Below are 26,043 nucleotides of genomic sequence, written 5' to 3'. Positions count from 1 at the left end.
TGCCCTGCCCATGTCGGATTCCGCCCTGCTCGCCCTGTCCCCGCTCGACGGCCGTTACGCCTCCAAGGTGGATGCGCTGCGCCCGATCTTTTCCGAATACGGCCTGATCAAGGCGCGGGTCAAGGTCGAGATCGAATGGCTGCTGGCACTGGCCGCCGAGCCGGGCATCACCGAACTGGCGCCGTTCTCGGCCGCTGCCACGCAGACCCTGCGCCGCCTGGCCGACGACTTCAGCGTGAGCGATGCCGCACGCGTCAAGCAGATCGAGCGCACCACCAACCATGACGTCAAGGCGGTGGAATACTTCATCAAGGAACAGCTCAAGGACGATGCCGAGCTGGGCCCGGCGCTGGAGTTCGTGCATTTCGCCTGCACCAGCGAGGACATCAACAACCTCAGCTACGGCCTGATGTTGGACCAGGCGCGCCGCGAGGTGCTGCTGCCGACGCTGGACGGCATCACTGCCAGCCTGCGCAGCCTCGCCCATGCCCAGGCCGGCCAGCCGATGCTGTCGCGCACGCATGGCCAGACCGCCTCGCCCACCACGCTGGGCAAGGAAATCGCCAACGTGGTCGCGCGCCTGGAGCGCCAGCGCAAGCAGATCGCCGCGGTAGAACTGACCGGCAAGATCAATGGCGCGGTGGGCAATTACAACGCACACCTGGTGTCGTATCCGGACCTGGATTGGGCCGCATTCGCGCAGCGCTTCGTCGAAAGCCTGGGCCTGGTGTTCAACCCCTACACCACCCAGATCGAGCCGCACGACAACGTGGCCGAAATCGGCGACGCCAGCCGCCGCGTCAACACCATCCTGATCGATCTGTCGCGCGACATCTGGGGCTACATCTCGCTGGGCTACTTCAAGCAGAAACTCAAGGAAGGCGAAGTCGGTTCCTCGACGATGCCGCACAAGGTCAACCCGATCGACTTCGAAAATGCCGAAGGCAATTTCGGTATTGCCAATGCACTGTTCGAGCACTTTTCCGCCAAGCTGCCGATCAGCCGCTGGCAGCGCGACCTCACCGATTCCACCGTGCTGCGCGCACTCGGCACAGCGTTCGGCCACACCCAGGTCGCGCTGGATTCGCTGGCCAAGGGCCTGGGCAAGCTGACCGTCAATCCCGAGCGTTTGAACGCCGATCTGGACGCCGCCTGGGAAGTGCTGGCCGAAGCCGTGCAGACGGTGATGCGCCGCCACGGCCTGCCCAATCCGTACGAACAATTGAAGGCACTGACCCGCGGCCAGGGCATCACCGCCGCCTCGATGCAGGCGTTTGTGGAAAGCCTGCAGTTGCCCGAAGAAGACAAGCAGCGCCTGCGCGCGTTGACCCCGGGCGCCTATACCGGCCTGGCCGAGCAACTGGCGCGCGCCATCTGACCTGACTGCCGCACCCGATCTGGCCGCATTGCGGCGACCCGCATCATTGCGTTGTATCCAGCTGTCAGGAGTATTGCCATGGCATTGCGCTCGCTGCTGTATGTGTCCCTGCTCGCGTTGGTGGCCTGCGGAAAGCAGGCCGCTCCCGAGTCTGCCGCCGCCGCGCCGCAAGCGCCGGCCACCACGTCGACCGCACCGGTGCCATCGGTGCCTTCCGTGCCATCGGTCCCGAGCATGGACGGCGCCACCCAGGTCGCCAGCACGGGCGAGCGGCCGACGCTGATGGTCACCTCGACCAGCGGCACGGTCAGCTGCGACGGGCATAACGTCGACCTGACCGGACAGAACGCCGATCTGACCTTCAAGGGCGATTGCGGCACGATCGCGGTGCTGGGTGAGCATGCGATCGTCCAAATCGAGCGCGCCGAAGCGGTGCGCATCGTTGGCGAGGCTGCCCAGATCACCCTGGCCAGCGATGCCAAGACCGTCGAGCTATTCGGCCGCAAATCCACACTCAAGGCCGGACGCATCGACACGCTGCGGGTGCCTGGCGACGACAATCAGGTACAGGCACAGGCGATCGCTACAGCCACGCTGCACGGCCGTGGCAACCGCATCACCCAGCAGTCCGGCACCGCCGTGGTCAACGACTACGGCAGCGACAACCAGATTTCCACCCGCTAAACCGCCGATACCCGCCAGCAACCAGCACGTTCCGGCGATGCCCCGCGTGGCCGTGACTGCACTGACACCTTAGTGCAACACGCCAGCAAGGCATCGCGTAGCGGGCTGGGCGACAATAGGCCACTTCGCCGGCCGCACAGCGCCGGCTTTTCCCAGTCGGACCCGTCACACCATGAAAAAGACCGCCGCAAAAAAGACCGTCGCCAGAAAGGGCGCGCCGCTGCCTTTCGAGATCCATGCCAACCGCGACCAGCCGCTGGGCATGCCGGTCGAGCGCTTCCTGCGCAACTACTGGCACAAGCACCCGCTGTTGATCCGTAACGCGTTCCCGGACTTCCAGTCGCCGCTGCAGCCCGAAGATCTGGCCGGCCTGGCCTGCGAAGACGGCGTGCTGGCGCGACTGATCAGCCACGACCGCGCCACCGACGACTGGAATGTGCGCACCGGCCCGTTCCAGGAAACCGACTTCCCGGGCCTGCCCGATCACGACTGGACCTTGCTGGTGCAGGACGTGGACAAGTGGGACGCCGATGTGCGCGCCTTGCTGGAGCAGTTCCACTTCCTGCCGCGCTGGCGTATCGACGACATCATGATCAGCTTCGCCGCCACCGGTGGCTCGGTCGGTGCGCATGTCGACCATTACGACGTGTTCCTGCTGCAGGGCCAGGGCCACCGCCGCTGGCAGATCGACGCGCGTGCGCAACTGGGCCGCAAGGCCGCGCCGCTGGCGTTCCGCGACGATGTCGAGCTCAAGCTGCTCAGCACCTTCAAGCCCACCCACGACTGGGTACTGGGCCCGGGCGATATGCTGTACCTGCCGCCGCTGGTGCCGCACCACGGCGTGGCCGAAGACGCCTGCCTGACCTTCTCCATTGGCACCCGCGCGCCGTCCTCGGCCGAGCTGATCGGCGACTATCTGGACACCTTGATCGCCGACGCCGACGAGGCCGTGCGCTATCAGGACGCAGACCTCAAGGTGCCCACCGATCCGTACGAGATCGACGTCACCGCGATGAACCGCGTGGTCGAAGCGCTCAACGCGCTGCGCATGAACGACCCGGATCGCCTGGGCGACTGGTTCGGCCGCTTCATGACCACTTACCGCGCCTCCGGCGACGTGGTGCCGGCGCCAGAACCCATCCCGCGCGAGGCGGTCGAGCAGGCCCTGGAAGAAGGCGTGTTGCTGCATCGCCATCCATGGTCGCGACTGGCCTGGCGGCGTGCCAAGCGTGGCGCCACGCTGTTCTGCAGCGGGCTGGAATTTGCGTTGTCGGCCAAGGACGCCGCGCGCCTGGCTGCCGCCGATGAAATCGACGGCGCGCTGTATGCGCAGTTGTCGGTGCGCGGCCGCGAGGTGGTGCTGGAACTGCTGGCGCAGGGCCATTACCAGCGTGCCCACGAGGAGAACGACGACGACTTCGAGGACATCGACGACGACCAGGCACACGCACTGAGCCTGTCGGCCGACCACGACGATGCCGAGACCGACACGCAGGATGCGGACGAGGAGATCGACGCCGAGGCCGACGTCGAGCAGGTCGCAGACGCCGCGGACGGCCCGGCCGAAGCCGGTGACGCCGGGCAAGGCGAAGACGCCGCTCAGAACGACGACAGCGACGACGCCGACGCATCGGACGCTGGCGACGACGCTGGCGACACCGACGCGTCGCCCAAGCGCGCATGAACCACCACGCCAGGCCGCAGACCGTCTCGCTGGATCCGGCGCTCGACGCCGCGGCCCTGCGTGCGCTGCGCCTGGCGTGCACCACCGGCACCGCTGGCACCACCAGCGATGCCGAATGGGATGCACTCGATCCCCTCAGCCTGCAATTGGCCATGCGCACCGACGACGGCCAGCTGATCGCCGCGGTGCGGCTCACACCCGACCGACGCATCGACCGGCTCGGCGTGCTCCCCGACTGGCGCCGCCGTGGCATTGCCGACCAATTGCTCGCCGCCGCAGTGGACACCGCCCGCCAACGCGGCTGGCCCAGCCTGAGCGCACACGTCAACGCACATGCCGAAGCGGTGTTCGCACGCCTCGGCTTTCTGCCCGAAGCACCCCCCGAATTTCGTCCTGATCGCGCCTTCGATACGGAGGGCGCAGCAGGCACTGCCCTGCACCGCCGCCTCGACGGCCCGATGGCAGTCGAGCATCTGAGCGCGGCCCTGGCTGCCACCACTGGCCTGCTGTGCGCGGCGCGCCGCCAGGTGCTGATCTATACGCGCGCACTGGATCCGCCGCTGTTCGACAACGCTGCCGCACTCGATGCGCTGCGTCGCTTCGCCACCGCCCGGCATGACAAACGCGTGCACGTGCTGGTGCAGGACACCGCAAGCGCCAACGCCAGTGGCAGCGCAATGCTGCGCCTGGCCCAGCGCCTGCCCAGCGTGTTTCGCTTCCGCGCGGTCAGCGATCCGGTCGATGGCAGCTATGCATCGGCCTATGTGGTGGGCGATGACGCCTACTACTTTCGTCCAACAGGCCACCGCTTCGATGACGGCGAAACCTGGCTCTCGGGCGCCGCGCGCAGTCGTCAGCTGGAGCGCGAATTCGCGCAGATATGGGAGCGCAGCGCGCTTTGGAGCGAACCGCGCGCGCTCGGCATCTGACGCCGCAGCGCCCTTCGCACGTAGGTGCGAGGCCGGTCGACCTACCCGTCCGGTCAGCTCGCAGACGCCCTGTCATTAGCGCAAGGGGGTATAATTTTTCGAGATTTGACACCGACCGATAGGGCATCTTGCCCTGCCGCTTCCGCACAATCATCCCTCACAGCAGACCCGACTTACCATCGTGGATAATCTCCTAAAGCAGTTCGCACAGTCATCGCAGCTCGCCGGCGGCAACGCCGCCTATATCGAGGATCTGTACGAGCAGTACCTCGTCGCCCCGGACAGTGTCGATCCGAAGTGGAAGAGCTATTTCGACGACTTCAAAGGTCGCGATGCCGGGGATGTGCCGCACTCGGCCGCCATCGCCCACATCCTCACTGCCTCCAAGCAGGCAGCCAATGCCGGAACCGGCGTGGGTGCCAGTGACGAGCGCGAGCGCAACGTCGGCCGCCTGATCACTGCCTACCGTGCGCGTGGTCACCTCGGCGCGCAGCTCGACCCGCTTGGCCTCACCCCGCCGGTCAATCCGCCCGATCTGGATCTGCCGTTCCACAGCCTGTCGCAGGCCGATATGGACAGCGAGTTCAGCACCGGCGGTGTCGGTGGTCAGCCGCGGATGAAGCTGAAGGACCTGCTGGCCCGCCTGAAGGCGACCTACGCCAGCACCATTGGCGCGGAATTCATGCACATCCAGGAATTCGACCAGCGCCAGTGGATCTACAAGCGCCTGGAAGATGCCGGCGGCAAGATCGCCGGCGACGCGGCCAGCCGCAAGCGCACGCTGGAGCGGCTCACCGCCGCCGAAGGCCTGGAGCGCTACCTGCACACCAAGTACGTCGGTCAGAAGCGCTTCTCGCTGGAAGGCGGCGATGCGCTGATCCCGATGATGGACGAGATCATTCGCCAGTCCGGCAACGATCAGGTCAAGGACATCGTGATCGGCATGGCCCACCGCGGCCGCCTCAACGTGCTGGTCAATACGCTGGGCAAGAACCCGCGCAAGCTGTTCGACGAGTTCGAAGGCAAGTTCGAGCACGCCCACGACGACCGCGCGCACACCGGCGACGTCAAGTACCACATGGGCTTTTCGGCCGACATCGCCGTTGGCACCGACAAGCAGGTGCATCTGGCGCTGGCGTTCAACCCCTCGCATCTGGAAATCGTCGACCCGGTCGTGGTCGGTAGCGTGCGTTCGCGTCAGGAGCGCTTCGGCGATGCCGAGCGCAAGACCGTGCTGCCGATCCTGATCCACGGCGATGCCGCATTCGCCGGCCAGGGCGTGGTGATGGAGTTGTTCCAGATGTCGCAGGCGCGCGGTTTCGCCGTTGGCGGCACCGTGCACATCGTCATCAACAACCAGATCGGCTTCACCACCAGCGCCCGCGACGACGCCCGTTCCACGCTGTACTGCACCGACGTGGCCAAGATGATCGGCGCGCCGGTCTTCCATGTAAATGGCGACGACCCGGACGCGGTGATGTTCGTGTCCAAGCTGGCCTATGAGTTCCGCCAGCAGTTCAAGAAGGACGTGGTCATCGACCTGGTCTGCTACCGCCGCTGGGGCCATAACGAGGCCGACGAACCGGCAGCGACCCAGCCGGTGATGTACCAGACCATCCGCAAGCACAAGACCACCCGCGAGCTATATGCCAACAAGCTGGAAAGCGATGGCGTGCTGAGCGCCGACGAGGCCAAGGCGCTGGTCGACGGCTACCGCAACAAGCTCGATTCGGGCGAATACACCACCGAACTGGCGACGCGCAAGCCGGACGAATTCGCCATCGACTGGTCCAAGTATCTGGTTGGCACCGCTGCCGATCCGGTCGACACCCGCGTCAAGCGCGAGCAGCTGGACCGTCTGGCCAAGCTGATCACCACGATTCCGGAAGGCGTCGAGCTGCATGCGCGCGTCGGCAAGATCTACGACGACCGCGTCAAGATGGCGGCCGGCGAGCAGGCCGGCGACTGGGGCTTTGCCGAAAACCTGGCCTATGCCACCTTGCTGGCCGAAGGCCACAAGCTGCGCCTGGTCGGCCAGGACGCCGGTCGCGGCACGTTCTTCCACCGTCACGCGATCCTGCATGACCAGAAGACCGACAGTTATTACCTGCCGCTGCGCCAGCTGGTGCAGAACCCCGAAGACGCCACCATCATCGACTCGCTGCTCAGCGAAGAAGCGGTGATGGGCTTCGAATACGGCTACTCCACCACCGACCCGAATGCGCTGTGCATCTGGGAAGCCCAGTTCGGTGACTTCGCCAACGGCGCGCAGGTGGTGATCGACCAGTTCATCGCTGCTGGCGAAGCAAAGTGGGGCCGCATCGCGGGCCTGTCGCTGTTCCTGCCGCACGGCTATGAAGGCCAGGGTCCGGAGCACAGCTCCGCGCGTCTGGAGCGCTTCCTGCAGTTGTGCGCGCTGGAGAACATGCTGGTCTGCGTGCCGACCACGCCAGCGCAGTGCTTCCACATGATCCGCCGCCAGATGCGCATGACCACCCGCAAGCCGCTGGTGGTGATGACGCCCAAGTCGTTGCTGCGCCACAAGCTGGCGGTATCGAGCCTGGAAGAACTGGCCGAGGGCAAATTCCAGCATCTGATCCCCGATGCCAAGGCCGATGCCGGCAAGGTCAAGCGCGTGGTGCTGTGCTCGGGCAAGGTCTATTACGACCTGCTCGAAGACCAGACCAAGCGCGGCCAGGACGACGTCGCCATCCTGCGCGTGGAGCAGTTGTATCCGTTCCCGCGTGCGCAGCTGGCCGCCGAGCTCAAGGCCTATGCCAACGCCACCGATGTGGTGTGGTGTCAGGAAGAACCGCAGAACCAGGGTGCGTGGTACCAGATTCGCCACCATCTGAACTTCTGCCTGACCGGCGCTCAGAGCCTGCATTACGCCGGCCGTGCCCGCTCGCCCTCGCCTGCCGCCGGCCACATGGCCGACCACATCGTCGAACAGCAGAAGCTGGTCGCCGATGCGCTCCTCAATCCGTTCAACGACCAAGTCGCTGAATAACTCCTCTTCCCCAAAGAACGCACACACTAGGACGCTCCCCGAATGGCCACCGAAGTCAAAGTTCCGGTACTGCCCGAATCCGTTTCCGACGCCACCATCGCCAGCTGGCACAAGAAGGCCGGCGAAGCGGTCAAGCGCGACGAGAATCTGGTCGACCTGGAAACCGACAAGGTCGTGTTGGAAGTTCCTTCGCCCGTCGACGGCGTGCTGAAGGAAATCAAGTTCGAAGCCGGCAGCACGGTCACCAGCAACCAGATCCTGGCGATCATCGAAGAAGGCGCTGTGGCTGCGGCCGCACCGGCCGACGAGAAGAAGGCCGAGGCACCTGCCGCTGCTGCGCCGGCCGCCGCTCCGGCAGCTGCCGCCGCACCCGCGCCTGCTTCCAAGTCGTCTGCCGACGCACTGCCGCCGGGTGCGCGTTTTGCTGCGATCACCCAGGGCGTGGACCCGGCGCAGGTCGACGGCACCGGCCGTCGCGGCGCGGTGACCAAGGAAGACATCGTCAACTTTGCCAAGGCCGGCGGCGTGGGCAAGGCCTCTGGCGCCCGTCCGGAAGAGCGCGTGGCGATGACCCGCGTGCGCAAGACCATCGCCAAGCGCCTGATGGAGTCCAAGAACTCCACCGCGATGCTGACCACCTTCAACGAGGTCAATCTCGCCAAGGTGTCGGCCGCGCGCAAGGAACTGCAGGACGAATTCCAGAAGGCGCACGGCATCAAGCTCGGTTTCATGAGCTTCTTCGTCAAGGCCGCTGCCAACGCGCTGCAGCGCTTCCCGCTGGTCAATGCCTCGATCGACGGCGACGACATCATCTATCACGGCTACAGCGACATCTCGATCGCGGTATCGACCGAAAAGGGCCTGGTCACGCCGGTGCTGCGTAACGTCGAGCGCCAGTCGTTCGCTGAAGTCGAACAGGGCATCGCCGACTACGCCGCCAAGGCGCGCGCGGGCAAGCTGGGCCTGGACGACCTGCAGGGCGGTACCTTCACCATCACCAACGGCGGCACCTTCGGCTCGCTGCTGTCCACCCCGATCATCAACCCGCCGCAGAGCGCCATCCTGGGCATGCACGCGATCAAGGAACGTCCGATCGCCGAGAACGGCCAGGTCGTGATCGCGCCGATGATGTATCTGGCGCTGTCCTACGACCACCGCATCATCGACGGCAAGGATTCGGTGCAGTTCCTGGTGGACATCAAGAACCAGCTGGAAAACCCGGGCCGGATGTTGTTCGGCCTGTAAGAGCCGGGAATCGGGAATGGAGATTCGGGAATGGGACAAGCGCCCATAGACCGCTCCATTCCCGCCTGGACCTGGATGGGACGCGGCAGGCGCACGCATGCGCTCTTGCGATTCCCCATTCCCTATTCCCCATTCCCGTGAGCAAATGAAATGAGCGAACAATTCGACGTCGTCGTCATCGGTGCCGGTCCGGCCGGTTATCACGCCGCCATCCGCGCGGCCCAGCTGGGCATGAAGGTCGCCTGCATCGACGCGGCACTCGGCAAGGACGGCAAGCCCGCCCTGGGCGGGACCTGCCTGCGCGTGGGCTGCATTCCGTCCAAGGCGCTGCTGGATTCCTCGCGCCAGTTCTGGAACATGGGCCATCTGTTCGGCGACCACGGTATCAGCTTCAACGACGCCAAGATGGACGTGCCCACCATGATCGGCCGCAAGGACAAGATCGTGAAGCAGTTCACCGGCGGCATCGCGATGCTGTTCAAGGCGAACAAGATCACCCCGTACTACGGCTTCGGCCAGCTGCTGCCGGGCAACATCGTCAAGGTCGCCCAGCACGAAGGCGGCGAGATCGAGCTCAAGGGCACCAATGTGATCCTGGCGCCGGGCTCGGAGTCGATCGAGCTGCCGTTCGCCAAGTTCGAAGGCGACACCATCGTCGACAACGTCGGCGGCCTGGATTTCACCGCCGTGCCCAAGCGCATGGCCGTGATCGGCGCCGGCGTGATCGGCCTGGAACTGGGCAGCGTGTGGAAGCGTCTGGGCGCCGAGGTCACCATCCTCGAAGCGCTGCCGGACTTCCTTGCCCTGGCCGATGCCGAAGTGGCAAAGACCGCGCTGAAGGAATTCAAGAAGCAGGGCCTGGACATCAAGCTCGGTGCCAAGGTCAGCAAGACCGAGATCACAGGCAGCGGCGATGCCAAGCAGGTGGTGGTCAGCTACACCGACGGCGCTGGCGAACAGACCCTCACCGTGGACAAGTTGCTGGTGGCCGTGGGCCGCAAGGCCGCAACCAAGAACCTGCTGGCCGACGGTACCGGCGTCAAGCTCAACGAGCGTGGCCAGATCGAAGTGGACGGGCATTGCCACACCGGTGTGGATGGCGTGTGGGCGGTCGGCGACTGCGTGCGCGGCCCGATGCTGGCGCACAAGGGCTTCGAGGAAGGCATTGCGGTGGCCGAACTGATCGCTGGCCTGCCGGGCCACGTCAACTTCGACACCATTCCGTGGGTCATCTACACCGAGCCGGAGATTGCCTGGGTCGGCAAGACCGAGCAGCAGTTGAAGGCCGAAGGCGTCGCCTATAAGGCCGGCAGCTTCCCGTTCGCGGCGATCGGCCGTGCGGTGGCCATGGGCGAGCCGGCCGGCTTCGTCAAGGTGATCGCCGATGCCGAAACCGACCGCGTGCTGGGCATGCACCTGGTGGGCGTGGGCGTGTCCGAACTGGTGCACGAAGGTGTGCTGACGATGGAATTCAACGGCTCGGCCGACGATCTGGCCCGCATCTGCCACGCGCATCCGACGCTGTCCGAAGCGATCCACGATGCCGCAATGGCAGTGAGCAAGCGCGCGATTCATAAGGCGAACTGATCGGGAGTGGTGGATTCGGGATTGGGGATTCGCAACGGCGGCTCCCGGTCCTGACACCCTTCCGGCAATGACATGGCGCCGGGTGAAAACCCGGCGTTATGTTTTTCAAGCCTGGCAAGAACTTCAGACACATCAGCGCGGGCTCTGCCGACAGCACCATGTGCAATCAGCACCGCCTGCGTTTTACCAATCCCCAATCCCAACTCCCGAATCCCATGAAATCCATCTGCGTCTACTGCGGTTCCAATGCGGGCAACAAACCCGCCTACGCCGAGCGTGCCACCGCGCTGGGTCAGCGCATCGCCGAGCAGGGCTTGCGGCTGGTCTATGGCGGCGGCAACGTCGGCTTGATGGGCACGGTGGCCAATGCGGTGCTGGCGGCGGGCGGCGAAGTCACCGGGGTGATTCCGCAGCAGCTGGCCGACTGGGAAGTGGCCCATCGCGGGCTGACCACGCTGGAAATCGTCGGCTCCATGCATGAGCGCAAGATGCGCATGTTCGAGCTGTCCGATGCCTTCGTCGCCCTGCCCGGCGGCTTCGGCACCATGGAAGAGATCTTCGAGATGCTGACCTGGCGCCAGTTGGGCATCGGCAACAAACCCTGCGCATTCCTGGATATCGAGGGCTTTTACGCACCGCTGATCGGCATGATCGATCGCATGGTCGAAGAGCGCTTCCTGCATCCGGACCAGCGCACCGACCTGTGGTACGGCAACGATCTGGCGCAGATGCTGGAGTGGATGCAGCACTACACGCCGGCGCAGGCATCCAAGTGGATCGACGAGAAGCGCCGCTCCACACTGGTATAATCGACTGCTGTCCTTGACCGATGTGATCGGGTTGCACGAGGTGCGCCGTGCAACCGCATGTGCGCGCAAGCTGCCAGCTTGCAACCGTAGTCACACTGGCCGCAGCGATAGGCATCACCGGCTCGCATAGAATGGCGACGATGCTCGATACCCTCGCCGCTGACGCGCACCACAGCCTGGACATCAAGCACAGTCGCTTTCTGGCCAACGCTGCTGCATTGGACGCTCCCGCGCATGCGCTGGAGATCGTGCAGCGCGTGTCTGTTGCAGATGCCACCCACAACTGCTGGGCGTACCGGTTTGGGCAGGAGTACCGCTCCAGCGACGACGGCGAGCCCAGCGGCACTGCCGGGCGGCCGATCCTGGCCGCCATTGATGGCCAGGGCTTTGATCGCGTGGTGGTGGTGGTCACGCGTTGGTACGGCGGCATCAAGTTGGGCGCCGGTGGGCTGGTACGTGCCTACGGCGGCGCGGCGGCCGAATGCCTGCGGCTGGCGACACGACAGCCATTGATCGCGTTGTCGCTGCTCGACCTGCAGTGCCAGTTCGACGACCTGGGCCTGGTGCATGCCGCACTCAGCGCGTTCCGTGCCGACAAGCTGGATGAACATTTCGACGCCAATGGCGCCGCGCTACGCGTGCAATTGCCTGCCGATCAACTGGCCGGCTTGAAAACCCGTCTGTGCGACGCCACTCGCAACCGTGTCCACCTCTCAACACCGGAAGCCGCATGAATCAGCCAGCCGCCGCCAGGCCCAACCCATTGCGGAAGCTCGGCAGCCTGCGCACCTTGTGGCCGTTCGTACAACGCCAGCGCGGGTTGTTCGCCGCCTGGTTGATCGCGCTGGCAGTGTCTTCGGCCGCCACGCTGAGCCTGCCGGCAGCGGTCAAGCAGATGATCGACCACGGTTTCTCCGGCGGTTCGCAGATCAATCAGGCCTTCGCGCTGTTGTTTGCAGTGGCGGTGGTGCTGGCACTGGCCACGGCCGCGCGCTTTTACTTCGTTGCGTTGCTGGGCGAAAAAGTCGTCGCCGATCTGCGTGGCCGGTTGTACGCGCATCTGATCGGGCTGGACGCCGGCTTTCACGATCGCAGCCGCAGCGGCGAGCTGGTCTCGCGCCTGTCGGCCGACAGCGAGCTGCTGCGCGGGGTGATCGGCACCACCATGTCGGTGGCATTGCGCAGCTCGGTGACGGTGATCGGCAGCATGGTGATGCTGTTCGTCACCAGCCCGCGGCTGGCCGGGTTCACGCTGATCGGCATCCCGCTGGCGGTGCTGCCGATCGTGCTGGGCGCACGCCGCCTGCAGAAGATCTCGCGCGCGAGCCAGGACCGTGTGGCCGACGCCAACACGCTGGCCGCCGAAACGCTGGGCGCGGTGCGCACCGTGCAGGCACATGCGCGCGAGGGCTACGAAAGCCACCGTTTCAGCCAGGCCTTGTTGGCGGCAATCGAAACCGCGCGGCTGCGCATCCGTACCCAGGCCACCGTCACTGCGGTGGCGATCATGCTGATCTTCGGCGCGATCGTCGGGGTGCTGTGGCTGGGTGCGCACGATGTGATCGGCGGGCGCATGACGCCCGGCACGCTGGGCCAATTCGTGTTGTACGCGTTGATCGGCGGTGGTTCGGTCGGCGCATTGGCCGAGGTCTGGAACGAATTGCAGCGTGCGGCCGGCGGCATGGGCCGCGTTGGCGAATTGCTCGACGAGCAACCGGCCATCGTCGCGCCGGCCACGCCGCAGCCATTGCCGCAGCCGCTGCGCGGTGCGATCCATTTCGATCAGGTGGTGTTTCATTATCCGCAGCGCCCCGATGCGCCTGCCCTGGATCACTTCGATCTGCATGTCCTTCCGGGCGAAACCGTGGCGCTGGTCGGGCCCTCCGGCGCCGGCAAGAGCACGGTGCTGTCGATGTTGCTGCGTTTCCACGACCCGGTCAGCGGCAAGCTGCGCATCGACGATGTGGATCTGCGCGACACCGATCCAGTGCTGCTGCGCGAACGCATTGCCTTGGTGCCGCAGCAACCCACGTTGTTTGCCGCCAGCGCCGCCGACAACATCCGTTATGGGCGCCTGGAAGCGAGCGATGCGCAAGTGGAAGCCGCTGCCGTTGCCGCCGAAGCCGATGTCTTCATCCGCGCCCTGCCCCAGGGCTATGCCAGCGAACTGGGCGAACGCGGCGCACGCCTGTCCGGCGGCCAGCAGCAGCGTGTGGCGATCGCGCGTGCATTGCTCAAGGACGCGCCGATTCTGCTGCTGGACGAGGCCACCAGTGCACTGGACGCGCAGAGCGAGCGTGCCGTGCAGCAGGCGCTGGACCGGCTGATGGAAGGCCGCACCACGCTGGTCATCGCCCATCGCCTGGCCACCGTGCTCAAGGCCGACCGCATCGTGGTGATGGATGCCGGCCGCATCGTTGCGCAGGGCACGCATGCGCAATTGATTGCCGAAGGCGGCCTGTATGCAGAGCTGGCGCGGCTGCAGTTCATCGATCAGTGACGCCTGGATGCGCTGTTGCCTGAGTGACATGGCGGTACGTTTCGCTCACCGGCGCATTGCCGGTGATGCGCTCCGAGCACTCCCGAAGTAACGCTGTGACGGTAACGAAGTGACGCATGCCCCGCCCTAGAACCACCATTCGCCAGCTCAGTTATTTCGTCGCGCTCGCCGACACCGGAAGCTTCACCCGCGCCGCCGAGCAGATGGGCGTGTCGCAACCCTCGCTGTCGCAGCAGATTCGCGCCTTCGAAACCATCATCGGTGCAGCGCTGTTCGAACGCGGCGTGCCGGCGATCCTGACGCCGCTGGGACGCGATCTGCTCGACCGCGCGCGCAGCATCCTGCTCGACATCACCGACCTGGAAGAAGTGCGCGCCACCTCGGCCGACACGCTGATCGGCACCATCCGGCTCGGCGTGTCGCCCACGCTCGGCGCGTACCTGATGCCGAGCCTGGTCGCGCGCCTGCACCGCGAGCACCCGGCGCTGCGCGTGCATGTGCGCGAAGGCTTGCCGACAGTGCTGGCCGCAGGCCTGGCCAGCGGTCTGCATGACGTGATCCTTGCGCAATTGCCGGTCGCCGGGCGCGGCCTGCATAGCGAGCGGCTGTTCCGCGAACCGCTGCACGTGACCATGGCCACAGATCACCCGTTGCGTGCCAAGACCTTCATCACACCGGCCGATCTGCGCGGCGCCAACCTGCTGACCCTGATGCCGGAGTACCGCCTGGCCGAACAGATTGCCGCGATCGCCATGGACGTCGGCGCCACTGTCCTGCGCGATTACGAAGGCACCAGCCTGGATGCGATCCGCCAGATGGCCGGGATGGGCATGGGTCTTGCACTATTGCCAGACCTGTATGTGCGTCAGGAAATCCGCGAGGGCGACGACGTCGTCGTTCGGCCGATCAAAGGCGGACGCTACTATAGGGAGATCGGGCTGTTGTGGCGGCAAGGCGCAGGACGCGCGCCGGCCTTCGGATTGATCGCCGATCTGCTGCGTGCGGTGGCCGCATAGGAAAATCCTATGCGTCGAATAAGCGCTGCGGCCTTGTTCGTTACCTGCAACTCGTCAATGCTTCATTGAACTCATCAACGGAAATCGAATGGCGGGCAAGCAGATCGGATGGCGGGAAGCGGGAGCCTGGCTGGCGGAGATCGTCGGGCCGGACATGCCGTATGTGCGTCTGGCCATGGTGTACGGCGTGGCGATCAGCCTGCTGTCGCTGGCCACGCCGATCTCGGTGCAATTGCTGATCAACAGCGTGGCCAACACCGCGCTGCCCGCGCCGCTGTGGACGCTGTCGAGCCTGCTGCTGGGGCTGTTGCTGCTGGTGGCAGGCCTGAGCGCGATGCGGGTGTGGGTCATGGCGCTGTTCGAGCGCCGCCTGTTCGCACGCGTGGTGTCGGAAATCACGGTGCGCGCGGTGCATGCGCAGAATCCGTTCTTCGCCGATCAGAACCGCGGCGACATGTTCAATCGTTACTTCGATCTGGTGGTGGTGCAGAAAGCCGTGCCGAGCCTGGCGATCGGCGCCTTCACCATCGTGCTGCAATCGGCGGTCGGGCTGATACTCACCAGTTTCTACCATCCGTTTTTCCTTGGCTTCAACGCATTGTTGCTGCTGGTCATCTTCGGCATCTGGATGATCTGGTCGCGCGGTTCGATCCGCACTGCGGTCGATCTGAGCCATGCCAAGCACGAGGCCGCACGCTGGCTGGAAAGCGTCGGCGGCTCGAACGGTTTCTATAAATCCAGCCGCCATCTCAATTTCGCGATGGACCGCTCCGAAGCCGTCACTGCAGCGTATGTCGACCGGCACCGGCGCCATTTCCGCTACAGCTTCACCCAGACGGTGGCGTTTTTGCTGGTCTACGCGGTAGCCAGCGCAGCGTTGCTGGCGCTGGGCGGCAACCTGATCCTGCGCGGCGAGCTGTCGATCGGCCAGTTGGTCGCCGCCGAACTAATCCTCAGCGCGGTCTTCTACGGCATCTCGCAACTCGGTGGTTATCTGGACGCGTTTTACGACCTGGTAGCGAGCTCGGAAGAGCTGTCGCTGCTGTTTGCGATCCCGCAGGAACGCGCCGTGGTTGCGCGTGGCAAAACGCCCGGCAACAGCGCGGTGCGCCTGGATGGCGTGGTGATCGACGGCGCCCGTTTCGATTTTTCGCTGGCTGCTGGCGAGCAGCTGGTGACGATCGCCGATGGCGGTGCGGAGCGGCTGCTGGCGATGATCCTCAAGCGCCACGTGGTGCCCGATCGCGGGCTGGTGATGGTGGGCGGCGCAGACATGGCCACCTTCGACATGTATCTGCTGCGCTCGGAAGTGACGGTGCTCGACCGGCCGACCATTGTCGAGGTCACCATTCGCGAGTATCTGGCGCTGGCGTCTGCCGATGTGACTTCGGAAGCGATGCTGGAAGCGATCGATGCGGTGGGGTTACGCAGCCGCATCGCCGCACTTCCGCACGGTCTGGATACGCGCCTGGCCGCATCGGGCTACCCGTTGTGGATCGGCGAAGTGATGGCGTTGAAGCTGGCCAATGCGCTGCTCGTGCGCCCGCGCGTGCTGATGCTGGCACAGTTGTACGATCTGATTCCCGCCGATCGGCTGACCGATGTCTTGCGTCGCCTGAAAGAGGCCGGCACCACGGTGCTGCTGTGCACCGGCCGGCCGGAAGACATCACCCTGGATGGCTGGTTCCACCTGCAACCCGAGCGGCAGCAGCGCTTTGCCACGCGCGCCGAATTGATCGCATCGACGCAGGAGGCGAACGATGCAGCACGCTCCTGATCGCAACACGCACTTCCCCACCCTGGCGGCGATGCGCCCACCCAGCATCGCCAAGGCGCTGGCGTGGATGCTGCTGATCGGCATTGCCATTGCCAGCGCGATCCTGGCGCTGGCGCCGTGGGTGCAGACCGCCAGCGGCAAGGGTCAGGTGGTGGCGCTGGATCCGGGCGACCGCCAGCAACAGGTCACCGCCTTCGTGCCCGGCCGGGTCGAGCGTTGGTATGTGCACGACGGCCAGCATGTCTCGCGCGGCGATCCGATCGCGCGCGTCGGCGATCTGGATCCGGACCTGCTCACTCGCCTGGCCAGCGAACGTGCGCAGGTGCAGGCCGAAATCGCCGCGATCCAGCAATCGCGCGCGGTTGCCAGCATCGACGTGGCACGTAGCAGGCAATTGCTCGCCGAAGGGCTGGCCGGCCGCCGCGACTTTGAGCTGACCCAGATCAAGGTCGCCGAGGCCGACGCCAAGCTGGCCGAATCGCGCGCCAAGCTGACCCGCATCGATATCCAGTTGAATCGTCAGTCCGCGCAATTGGTGCGCGCACCGCGCGACGGCCGCGTGCAGCAGCTCAACGCCGCCAGCGGCAGCGCGATGGTCTCGCCCGGCACGGTGCTGGCGGTGATCGCGCCGGAGCGGGTGGAGCGCGCGGTCGAGCTGTACATCGACGGCCGCGACGTGCCGTTGATCCGCCCCGGTCGCCCGGTGCGGCTGGAGTTCGAAGGCTGGCCGGCGATCCAGTTCAGCGGCTGGCCGTCGGTGGCGCATGGCATGTTCGACGGCCGCGTGCGCGCGATCGACCCCAACGCCGCGCCCGATGGCTTGTTCCGCATCCTGGTCGAACCGCAGCCGGGCAAGCCGGCCTGGCCGGCGCGCGAGTTCGCCCGCCAGGGCGGCAAGGTGCGCGGCTGGGTGCAGGGCGAAACGGTGAAGGTCGGCTACGAACTGTGGCGCCAGCTCAACAACTTCCCGCTGGAATTCGGCCGGCGCCCGGCAGCGGCGACGCAGGATGAGGGCAAAGCCAAACCGGCAGCGTCCAAGGCCGAAGACGACGAGACCGGCAAAAAATGATCCGCCGTCTTGTCTTTTTGCTGATCGCGCTCGCGCCGGGCGCGGCGGCGGCCCAAACCACTGCGCTGACCCTGGACGAAGTACTGCAGTCCTCGGCCCGCTCCGCGCCGCAGATTGTCGAATCGCTGGCCAAGGTCCGTCAGGCCGAAGGCAAGGGCATCTCGGCCGATGGCGCATTTGACACCGTGTTCGACATCGACGGCCGTTCGCGCGAGGCCGGCTACTACGACGGCAGCGCGGTCGAAAGCACGGTCAAGCGGCCGTTCGATAACAACGGCGGCTATTACTACGGCGGTTACCGCTCCTCGCGTGGTTCGTTCCCAGTCTACGAAGACAAGTCCTACACCGACCGCGGCGGCGAAGTGAAAGTGGGCGCGCTGTATGCGCTGTTGCGCGACCGCGTGGTCGACGAGCGCCGCACCAAGCGCAGCGTCGCCAGCGCCGACATCAATGTCGCCCAGTACGAAGCCGAAATGGTGGCCATTGGCGTGCAGCGACGCGCGGTGGATGCTTACCAGAGCTGGGTCGCGGCCGGTCTGAAACTGCGCGCGTACAACGACCTGCTGCAACTGGCCGAGCAACGCCGCAACGCGATTTCGCGGCAGGTGACGCTGGGCGCGCGGCCGACCATCCTGCTGACCGAAAACGACCAGAACCTGGTACGCCGACGTGCGCTGGTGGTGCGCTCGGAGCAGGACTTCGCAAACGCGGCCAATGCCTTGTCGCTGTATCTGCGCGACGATACCGGCATGCCGATGATCGTCTCCAGCGAACGCCTGCCGGCCGATACGTCCGCACTGGAAGGCCTGGCCGGCGCCAGCAAGATCACCGCACCGGTGGAGCGTCCCGATTACCGCGCGGTGCTGACCCGCATCGACCAGGCCACCGCGCGGTTGATGCTGGCGCAGAACGATCTCAAACCCCGCCTGGATGTGAGCCTGGAAGTCAGCAAGGATCTGGGCGAACCCGGTGTGGGCGGCCCGAACCGCTCGCCCACCGATGCCATCATCGGCTTCCGTTTCAGCGTGCCGCTGGAAAACCGTGCCGCCAAGGGCCGCGTTGCCGAAGCACGCGCCGAGATCGAAGCGCTGGATCAACGCAGCCGTTACCTGCGCGACCAGATCTCGGTGGAAGTCGAGTCGGTGGTCATCTCGCTCAACGCCGCCGAGCGCCTGGCCAAGATCGCCGACGAAGAACGCAGCCTGGCCGACCGTCTCGCCGCGGCGGAGCGGCGCCGCTTCGAGCTTGGGTCGGGCGACTTCTTCCTGGTCAATCAGCGCGAAGAAACCGCCAACGATGCCCGTGTGCGTTTGATCGATGCACAGGCACGGATTGCCTCGGCCCGCGCTGAGCTGGCAGCGGCCACGGCTGATCGGGATGCGTTGCAGCTGAGTCGTTGAGCAGGCGTCGTTCGAACTTTTCCGCATCGCGCAATGACGCCCGGGTAACACGTGCCTGCGCATGCTCGCATCCACCGGCCCGGCGCCGGTCGTGCGGTCCCTGGCGGTTCGCACTGCGACCTTGGAATCTTTCGGAGGTGCGTATGTCTTTTCGGCAATTTCCCGCAGTCGGTGCAGATGGCGAGTCTTACGTAATCATCGAATTCCGCGACGAGCTCGCATCCCCCAACGCGCAGCAATCCCGCACAAACGCGCACGCTGCGCCACGTTACGAACTTCCCGATGGCCGCCACCTGCAACGGCACGGCCAGCGCTTCGTCACCCAGGGTGGCGAGTTGCGGCTTTCGACGTCCTGAGATGGCACTGGTCATTTTTTGACCACCCAAGCCGCAGCCGTTGCAGCGCAATGGCTGCGCGCAGTTATCCACATGCTTGTGCAGATTTCATCCACACCCTGTGTGGATGAAATGTATGTTGTGAGTGCGCGGCATTACGCCAAGCGACCATCAGCCAAGCGACAATCACTGCGACGTCGACTCCTCGCCTACGGCTGCAGTCAAACCACCCATGGTTGCTGCTCACATCCCGGCAGCCCGATACCAACATCGACGTCGACCAACCGCACGCCTGCCCTACCGTTACCCAGCGCGATCGGAGCGCTCCAGCACCCGCCCGATCCCGCTGCGGTCGATCTCGCTGGCAGCTTGCGCCAACGCTGCGCGATCGCTGTTCGGCTCGAACCCAATCCGGAAATGCAGCTCGCCCACCGGCGTGCGCGAGGAATGGATCGACGACAGATTCACCCCATGCTGCTCGAACACATGCAGCAGCGCGCGCAGCGAGCCGGGTTGATCCTCCGGCAGATACACGCTCAGCGTCAGCGGTTCGGTGAGATCGGCCAACAGGTAGCCAACACGCTCGTAGGTGTAGTTGCCCGCCGCAAGTGACTCGCGTTGCAGTGCCTGTGCGTTGTCGTCCAGAAATCGACTGCGGAATTGCGCACGCGCCGCGTCGTCGCCTTGCGCGACCAGGGCGCGCAATTCCTGTAGTTGCAGCAGCAGGCGATCGAGCATCTCGCCCACGTACGGATTACCGAACTGGATGTCTTCGTAGATCGACGGATTGAGCGAGAGAATGCGCGCGATCACTGCAGTATCCAGCTCGAACGAGGCCGAGCGATACGGCATCAGCGCGCGCAGCTCGCCCAACAGCGGCGCGTAATCGCGCAAGGTGCCGGCCTGCGCCAGATGGGTGGCGTGCACCATTGCCTGCACCAAGGCCATCACGCGGTCGTGGTGCTCGGGCGTGGCGTACACGCACTCGGCCTGCAGCGCGCTGTAGAGCGTCTGCACCCACGCCGACCAATGCTGCAGACGCGCCTCGCAAACCACCATCACCCGCCCCTTCAAGGTCGGCGACTTGGGCGGTGCGGTCATCGGATGCAGCCCCACCACCTCGGCCTGCGATGCCAGCATCGCGGCAACCGGTGCCTGCTTGATCGAGGTGACATCCATCCACAACTGCGACGCCGCGCGCGGCCCGGCAAGTTCGACATAGCGCTCGATCAATGCGGCGGTGTGGCGAATCGGCGCAGAAAAAATCAGCACATCCGCACGCTGCGCCAGGCTCGCCTCGTCCATGCCGCCGACCTCGGCCGGATCGAAGCCGATCACCTCCAGCCCCATGCGCACGCGCAGAAACTGCGCCAGCCATCGACCGTAAGCGCCGGCAATACCGACGATGCCGATCACCGGCTGCGCGATCATGCCAAGCGCTCGACGGCAAAGCGCGGTGCACCCGCCAGCGCGGCCGGAGCGGCGGCCAACACATCGAACTCTTCGAAACCTGCAGACAATGTCGCTTCCAATGCGCTATGCACACCGCTGAGCGCATGCCCCACCGCCTGCTCGAACGCCACATCGCGCAGCAGGAAACCGATCAGCAACGCCATCAATACATCGCCGGTGCCGGCCACATCCACCGGCAAATGCGGCGTGGCCCAGCGATACACCGCCTCGTTGCTGACCGCCAACGTCACCAGCTCGCCGGCCGCGCCGGCCACGCTGTGCGCAAGCACCCATTGCGGGCCGCGGGCCAGCAATGCACGCGCGGCAGCGATGGCATCGTCCTGTTCCAGACTCGGCAAGCCGGTCAACCGCCCCAGCTCGAAGGCATTCGGCGTCACCAGCCAGGCATGCGGCAACAGCCGCTCGGCGAACACGCGTTCCAATCCGGGTTCGACATACGGGCCGGTGTGCGTGTCGCCGATGACCGGATCCAGGCAATAACGCAGCTGCGGCGCCTGCGGCAAGGTCTGCTCCAGCCAGTCGGCAAAGACTTCGCCATTGGCCAGACTGCCGAAATAGCCCGATACCAGAATGCGCGCGCGTTGCGGCAGTCCACGTTCGCTAGCACCCAGCAACAGATCGGCCAGCCAATCGGCCGGCAGAATGCGCCCGCGCAAGGTGGCATAGAAAGGCGCATTGCTCAGCAGCGTGGTGGGCACTTCCGCCACCCGCAGCCCGAGCGCACGCAACGGCGGTACCGCCGCGCTGTTGCCGGCATGCCCATAGACCAGTTGCGATTGCACCGAGATCACATCGATCGGCGAAGGACCATCCGGGCGCTGGCGGCGACCGTGGACGAGGTGACTGTCGGGGGCATTGTTCATCGCCGCATTTTACGCCAGCGCCACCGCGCGCCCAGCGTCGATCGATGCGACCGTCGTCCGCTCGCCACTGCGCGCACCGCCGCCAGATCGGTCTGTGCGCTGGCAGCAGTCGCTATCGCCCTTACCTCTGTGGGCTCCCGCCGCACAAACGTAAATGCCGGCCCCTAGGGCCGGCATTCATAGGGAGAACCTCGCTCAGCCGTGCAAGTCTCCGGGCATTCGGAAGCGGGCGTCCGCTCCCGCGAGTCCCGAATCGCCACGATGGCGCACCATCCCGGCAGGCGCGGCCAAGCCGCCCTTACGATTCCCCAATCCCGATTCCCGACTCCCGGCCTCAGGACGTCATCCGATCCCAGAAGCCCTTGACGCCATCGATGAACGTGGCCGACTTGGGCGAATGCTTGCGTGCATCCTCACCGGTGAAGGTGGACTCGAACTGCTGCAGCAACTCGCGCTGATCGGCGGTCAGATTGACCGGCGTTTCGACCACCACGCGGCAGTACAGATCGCCTTCGGTGCGACTACGCACCGAACGCACGCCCTTGCCGCGCAAACGGAACAGCTTGCCGGTCTGGGTCTCGGCCGGAATGCGGATTTCTGCCTCGCCCCCCAGCGTTGCCACACGCACGGTGTCACCGAGCGCGGCCTGCGAAATGCGGATCGGCACTTCGCAATGCAGGTCGTCGCCATCGCGCTGGAAGATCGCATGCTCGCGTACGCGCACTTCCACATACAGATCGCCGGGGGGTGTACCGGCGGGGCCGGCTTCGCCCTCGCCTGCCAGACGGATGCGGTCGCCGGTATCCATACCGGCAGGCACCTTAATCGACAGCACCTTGTCTTCTTCCACACGGCCAGCGCCGTGGCAGACCTTGCACGGATTCTGGATCAGCGTGCCGCGCCCATCGCAATGCGGGCAGCTCTGCTGCATCGCAAAGATGCCGCGCTGGATGCGCACCTGGCCACGTCCGTGACAGGTACCGCACACCTCCACCTTGCCGTCTTCCGACCCGCTGCCGTGGCAGGGATCGCATTCGATCAGGGTCGGAATCTCGATGCGTCGCTCGATCCCGGCGACGGCTTCTTCCAGATCCAGTTCCAGCACGTAACCGACGTCGGCGCCACGTCGCGCAGCGCGCGGACCGGCGGCGCCACCGCCGAAAATATTGCCGAAGATATCGCCAAAGATATCTCCCATGTCCGGGCCACCCGGCCCACCGCCACCACCGCCCATGCCGTGCTCGAACGCAGCGTGGCCATGCGCATCGTAGGCGCGGCGCTTGTTGCCGTCCGACAACACTTCATAGGCTTCCTTGCACTCCTTGAACATCGCCTCGGCAGCAGCGTCGCCCGGATTGCGGTCCGGATGGTGCTTCATCGCACAGCGCCGATACGCCTTCTTCAGCTCCTCGTCGCTGGCGCCACGGGCCACGCCCAGCACTTCGTAGTAATCGCGTTTGCTCATAAGCCAGTATTGGGGATTCGTGATTTGAGATTCGTTGAAACGCGAAAGCGGACAGCGTGTGCTGGTCCGCCTTGGCGACGCGACGCGTAGAGGATATCGGGGTGGGGACTCACACGCACGGCGGCGTGCGACTCCCCACTCCCGACTCCCAAATCACGGCTTACTTCTTGTCGTCCTTGACCTCGGTGAACTCGGCGTCCACCACGTCATCGGCCGCCTTAGACGCCTGCGCGTTGCCGCTGGCTGCATCGGCGTTGCCGCCCTGCTCTGCCGCGGCGGCTGCCGCGTACAGCGACTGGCCGGCTTCTTCCAGGGTCTTGCTGCGCGCTTCGATCTGCGCCTTGTCGTCGCCCTTCATGGCCTTTTCCAGATCCGACAGCGCCGCTTCCACCTTGCCGATCACATCGCCGCCGACCTTGCTGCCATGCTCGGTGATCGCGGTGCGGGTGGCGTGGATCAGGCCATCTGCTTGGTTGCGGGTCTGCACCAGCTCCTGGAACTTCTTGTCTTCTTCGCGGTTGGCTTCCGCGTCGGCGACCATGCGCTGGATCTCTTCGTCCGACAGGCCCGAACCGGCCTTGATCTCGACCTTCTGTTCCTTGTTGGTCTTCTTGTCCTTAGCCGACACGTGCAGGATGCCGTTGGCGTCGATGTCGAAGGACACCTCCACCTGCGGCATGCCGCGCGGCGCCGGCTCGATGCCGGACAGGTCGAACTTGGCCAGCGACTTGTTGAAGCGGGCCTGCTCGCGCTCACCCTGCAACACGTGCACGGTCACGGCCGATTGGTTGTCTTCGGCGGTGGAGAAAGTCTGCGAGGCCTTGGTCGGGATGGTGGTGTTCTTTTCGATGATCTTGGTGAACACGCCGCCCATGGTCTCGATGCCCAGCGACAGCGGGGTCACGTCCAGCAGCAGCACGTCCTTGACGTCGCCGGCCAGCACGCCGCCCTGGATCGCAGCGCCCACGGCCACGGCTTCGTCCGGGTTGACGTCCTTACGCGGTTCCTTGCCGAAGAAATCGGCAACCGCCTGCTGCACCTTCGGCATGCGGGTCTGACCGCCGACCAGGATCACTTCGTTGATGTCGCTGGCGCGCAGGCCGGCGTCGTTCAACGCCGTGCGGCACGGCTCGATCGACTTCTTGACCAGGTCTTCCACCAGCGCTTCGAGCTTGGCACGGGTCAACTTGATGTTGAGGTGCTTCGGGCCCGAGGCATCGGCGGTGACGTACGGCAGGTTCACTTCGGTCTGCTGGCTGGTCGACAACTCGATCTTGGCGCGCTCTGCGGCGTCCTTCAGGCGCTGCAGCGCCAACGGATCCTTGCGCAGATCGATGCCCTGATCCTTGTTGAATTCGTCGACCAGGTACTCGATGACGCGGTTGTCGAAGTCTTCGCCGCCGAGGAAGGTGTCGCCGTTGGTGGCCAGCACTTCGAACTGCTTCTCACCATCGACTTCGGCGATTTCGATGATCGACACGTCGAAGGTGCCGCCGCCCAGGTCGTACACGGCGATCTTGCGGTCGCCGCCGTTCTTGTCCAGGCCATAGGCCAGGGCTGCAGCGGTCGGCTCGTTGATGATGCGCTTGACGTCCAGACCGGCGATGCGGCCGGCGTCCTTGGTGGCCTGACGCTGGCTGTCGTTGAAGTACGCCGGCACCGTGATCACCGCCTCGGTGACCTTCTCGCCGAGGAAGTCTTCGGCGGTCTTCTTCATCTTTTCCAGCACGCGCGCGGAGATTTCCTGCGGCGCCATGCGCTTGGCATCGCTGGTCTGCACCCAGGCGTCGCCATTGTCGTGCGCCAGGATGCCGTACGGCACGTGCGAGATGTCCTTCTGCACTTCGGCGTCGGTGAACTTGCGGCCGATCAGGCGCTTCACCGCGTAGAACGTGTTCTTCGGGTTGGTCACCGCCTGGCGCTTGGCCGAGGCGCCGACCAGCACTTCGCCGTCCTTGGTGTAGGCGACGATCGAGGGCGTGGTGCGATCGCCCTCGGAATTTTCGATGACGCGGGCCTTGCCGCCGTCCATGATCGACACGCACGAGTTCGTGGTGCCGAGGTCAATACCAATGATCTTGCCCATGGATACGCTCCTGATGATTCTGTAGCTGTGTCCGGCGACGCCGGGTCTGGCTGAGATGTGGGGGTGGCGCGCAGGTGTTCAAGCCATCCGTGCGCATCTGTGTTCTAACCGCGCGCCCGGCAGTTCAGCCGGGCGCCGGCAATCAGTCGTGCTTGGCTACGACCACCAAGGCCGGGCGCAGCAGACGCTCGTTGAGCAGATAGCCTTTCTGGAACACCTGCACCACGTGGCCCGGGGCGATTCCCTCGGCCTCGCCCTGGCTGATGGCCTGGTGCTGGTCCGGGTTGAACGGCTGGCCGACCGGGTCGAGCAGGGTCAGGCCGTTGTCGGCCGCGACCTTGAGCAACTGCTTGTAGGTCATGTCCAGGCCATCGCGCAGCGGGCTGGGCTCGGTGCCGGCCGCAGTCAGGCCGGCGTCCAGGCTGTCGAACACCGGCAGCAGCTCGCCCAGCAGCTTCTCGTTGGCGAACTTGCGCGCGTTCTCGACATCGCGGGCGATGCGCTTGCGCTGGTTTTCCAGATCGGCCCGCTCGCGCAGGGCATCGGCCTTGACCAGCGCGATCTCGCTGCGCAGCGACTCGATCTCGGCCTTGAGCGGATCGGTCTCGGGTGGGTTCTGGGACAGGTCTTCGGAGTCGAATTCGGGGTGGTCTTGGTTCATGTGCAGTTCCCGGGCAAGCGGAACGCCCGCCCCAACGTCACCCCGTATGAGGGCGCGCGCGCGCGTTTCAAG

At 65.4% G+C, this 26,043-nt stretch carries 20 protein-coding genes; 15 read left to right on the top strand and 5 right to left on the bottom strand.

What is annotated here, in order from left to right; translation table 11 throughout:
- The first annotated feature begins 10 nt into the window (after window positions 1-10).
- The 15 genes from purB to ABS769_RS10500 all read left to right on the top strand — a co-directional run bounded on the left by purB (window position 11) and on the right by ABS769_RS10500 (window position 19,444).
- Window positions 11-1,378 (top strand): adenylosuccinate lyase, encoded by a 1,368-nt coding sequence (purB, locus tag ABS769_RS10570; protein WP_317061646.1) that lies wholly within the window; start codon window positions 11-13, stop codon window positions 1,376-1,378.
- 78 nt (window positions 1,379-1,456) lie between these two features.
- Entirely contained in the window at window positions 1,457-2,062 is a 606-nt protein-coding gene (locus ABS769_RS10565; RefSeq protein WP_317061647.1) for a DUF3060 domain-containing protein, read from the top strand.
- 172 nt (window positions 2,063-2,234) lie between these two features.
- Entirely contained in the window at window positions 2,235-3,746 is a 1,512-nt protein-coding gene (locus tag ABS769_RS10560) for a cupin domain-containing protein (protein ID WP_317061648.1), read from the top strand.
- Entirely contained in the window at window positions 3,743-4,675 is a 933-nt protein-coding gene (locus ABS769_RS10555; protein WP_317061649.1) for a GNAT family N-acetyltransferase, read from the top strand. Before ABS769_RS10560 ends, ABS769_RS10555 begins: the two co-directional genes overlap by 4 nt.
- A 181-nt stretch (window positions 4,676-4,856) precedes the next feature.
- On the top strand, window positions 4,857-7,685 hold the full coding sequence (locus ABS769_RS10550) for a 2-oxoglutarate dehydrogenase E1 component (RefSeq protein ID WP_317061650.1): 2,829 nt from the start codon (window positions 4,857-4,859) through the stop codon (window positions 7,683-7,685).
- Between the two features lie 42 nt (window positions 7,686-7,727).
- Window positions 7,728-8,930: a dihydrolipoyllysine-residue succinyltransferase gene (gene sucB / locus ABS769_RS10545; RefSeq protein WP_317061652.1), complete on the top strand. Its 1,203-nt coding sequence runs from the start codon at window positions 7,728-7,730 to the stop codon at window positions 8,928-8,930.
- Window positions 8,931-9,080: 150 nt separating this feature from the next.
- Window positions 9,081-10,517, top strand: a complete 1,437-nt coding sequence (gene lpdA, locus ABS769_RS10540) for a dihydrolipoyl dehydrogenase (protein WP_317061653.1) — start codon at window positions 9,081-9,083, stop codon at window positions 10,515-10,517.
- 215 nt (window positions 10,518-10,732) lie between these two features.
- Window positions 10,733-11,326: a TIGR00730 family Rossman fold protein gene (locus ABS769_RS10535; RefSeq protein WP_006449471.1), complete on the top strand. Its 594-nt coding sequence runs from the start codon at window positions 10,733-10,735 to the stop codon at window positions 11,324-11,326.
- A gap of 131 nt (window positions 11,327-11,457) precedes the next feature.
- The gene (locus ABS769_RS10530) at window positions 11,458-12,060 is read left to right on the top strand and encodes an IMPACT family protein (protein WP_317061654.1); all 603 of its coding nucleotides are present in this window, start codon (window positions 11,458-11,460) and stop codon (window positions 12,058-12,060) included.
- The gene (locus tag ABS769_RS10525; RefSeq protein WP_006449469.1) at window positions 12,057-13,826 is read left to right on the top strand and encodes an ABC transporter transmembrane domain-containing protein; all 1,770 of its coding nucleotides are present in this window, start codon (window positions 12,057-12,059) and stop codon (window positions 13,824-13,826) included. The genes ABS769_RS10530 and ABS769_RS10525 overlap by 4 nt, the downstream gene beginning before the upstream one ends.
- 116 nt (window positions 13,827-13,942) lie before the next feature.
- On the top strand, window positions 13,943-14,842 hold the full coding sequence (locus tag ABS769_RS10520) for a hydrogen peroxide-inducible genes activator (protein WP_317061655.1): 900 nt from the start codon (window positions 13,943-13,945) through the stop codon (window positions 14,840-14,842).
- Between the two features lie 88 nt (window positions 14,843-14,930).
- Window positions 14,931-16,619 (top strand): ABC transporter ATP-binding protein, encoded by a 1,689-nt coding sequence (locus tag ABS769_RS10515; protein ID WP_006449467.1) that lies wholly within the window; start codon window positions 14,931-14,933, stop codon window positions 16,617-16,619.
- Window positions 16,603-17,688 (top strand): efflux RND transporter periplasmic adaptor subunit, encoded by a 1,086-nt coding sequence (locus tag ABS769_RS10510; protein WP_115036654.1) that lies wholly within the window; start codon window positions 16,603-16,605, stop codon window positions 17,686-17,688. The genes ABS769_RS10515 and ABS769_RS10510 overlap by 17 nt, the downstream gene beginning before the upstream one ends.
- Window positions 17,685-19,088: a TolC family protein gene (locus ABS769_RS10505; protein WP_317061656.1), complete on the top strand. Its 1,404-nt coding sequence runs from the start codon at window positions 17,685-17,687 to the stop codon at window positions 19,086-19,088. Before ABS769_RS10510 ends, ABS769_RS10505 begins: the two co-directional genes overlap by 4 nt.
- A 143-nt stretch (window positions 19,089-19,231) precedes the next feature.
- A complete protein-coding gene (locus ABS769_RS10500) occupies window positions 19,232-19,444 on the top strand; it encodes a hypothetical protein (RefSeq protein WP_317061657.1) in 213 nt (70 codons plus the stop codon).
- Window positions 19,445-19,726: 282 nt separating this feature from the next.
- Here the strand turns inward: ABS769_RS10500 and ABS769_RS10495 are convergent, their stop codons facing one another.
- From ABS769_RS10495 to grpE, 5 genes are all read right to left on the bottom strand, one after another.
- Window positions 19,727-20,854, bottom strand: a complete 1,128-nt coding sequence (locus ABS769_RS10495; protein WP_317061658.1) for a prephenate dehydrogenase — start codon at window positions 20,852-20,854, stop codon at window positions 19,727-19,729.
- Window positions 20,851-21,759, bottom strand: coding sequence for a pyridoxal kinase (pdxY, locus tag ABS769_RS10490; RefSeq protein WP_317061659.1), 909 nt, complete (start codon window positions 21,757-21,759; stop codon window positions 20,851-20,853). The genes ABS769_RS10495 and pdxY overlap by 4 nt, the downstream gene beginning before the upstream one ends.
- Window positions 21,760-22,093: 334 nt before the next feature.
- Window positions 22,094-23,224, bottom strand: a complete 1,131-nt coding sequence (gene dnaJ / locus ABS769_RS10485; protein WP_317061660.1) for a molecular chaperone DnaJ — start codon at window positions 23,222-23,224, stop codon at window positions 22,094-22,096.
- Window positions 23,225-23,384: 160 nt separating this feature from the next.
- Complete coding sequence (gene dnaK / locus ABS769_RS10480; RefSeq protein WP_205391882.1) at window positions 23,385-25,310, bottom strand: molecular chaperone DnaK; 1,926 nt, start codon at window positions 25,308-25,310, stop codon at window positions 23,385-23,387.
- A gap of 142 nt (window positions 25,311-25,452) precedes the next feature.
- A complete protein-coding gene (gene grpE, locus ABS769_RS10475) occupies window positions 25,453-25,971 on the bottom strand; it encodes a nucleotide exchange factor GrpE (protein WP_010366360.1) in 519 nt (172 codons plus the stop codon).
- Window positions 25,972-26,043 lie beyond the last annotated feature (72 nt).

It is taken from the genome of Xanthomonas hortorum (assembly GCF_040279205.1).
In the GTDB taxonomy this organism is placed as follows: Bacteria; Pseudomonadota; Gammaproteobacteria; order Xanthomonadales; family Xanthomonadaceae; genus Xanthomonas; species Xanthomonas hortorum_F.
Note: the sequence above shows the minus strand (reverse complement) of the source record. Positions and strands in the feature narration are given on the sequence as shown.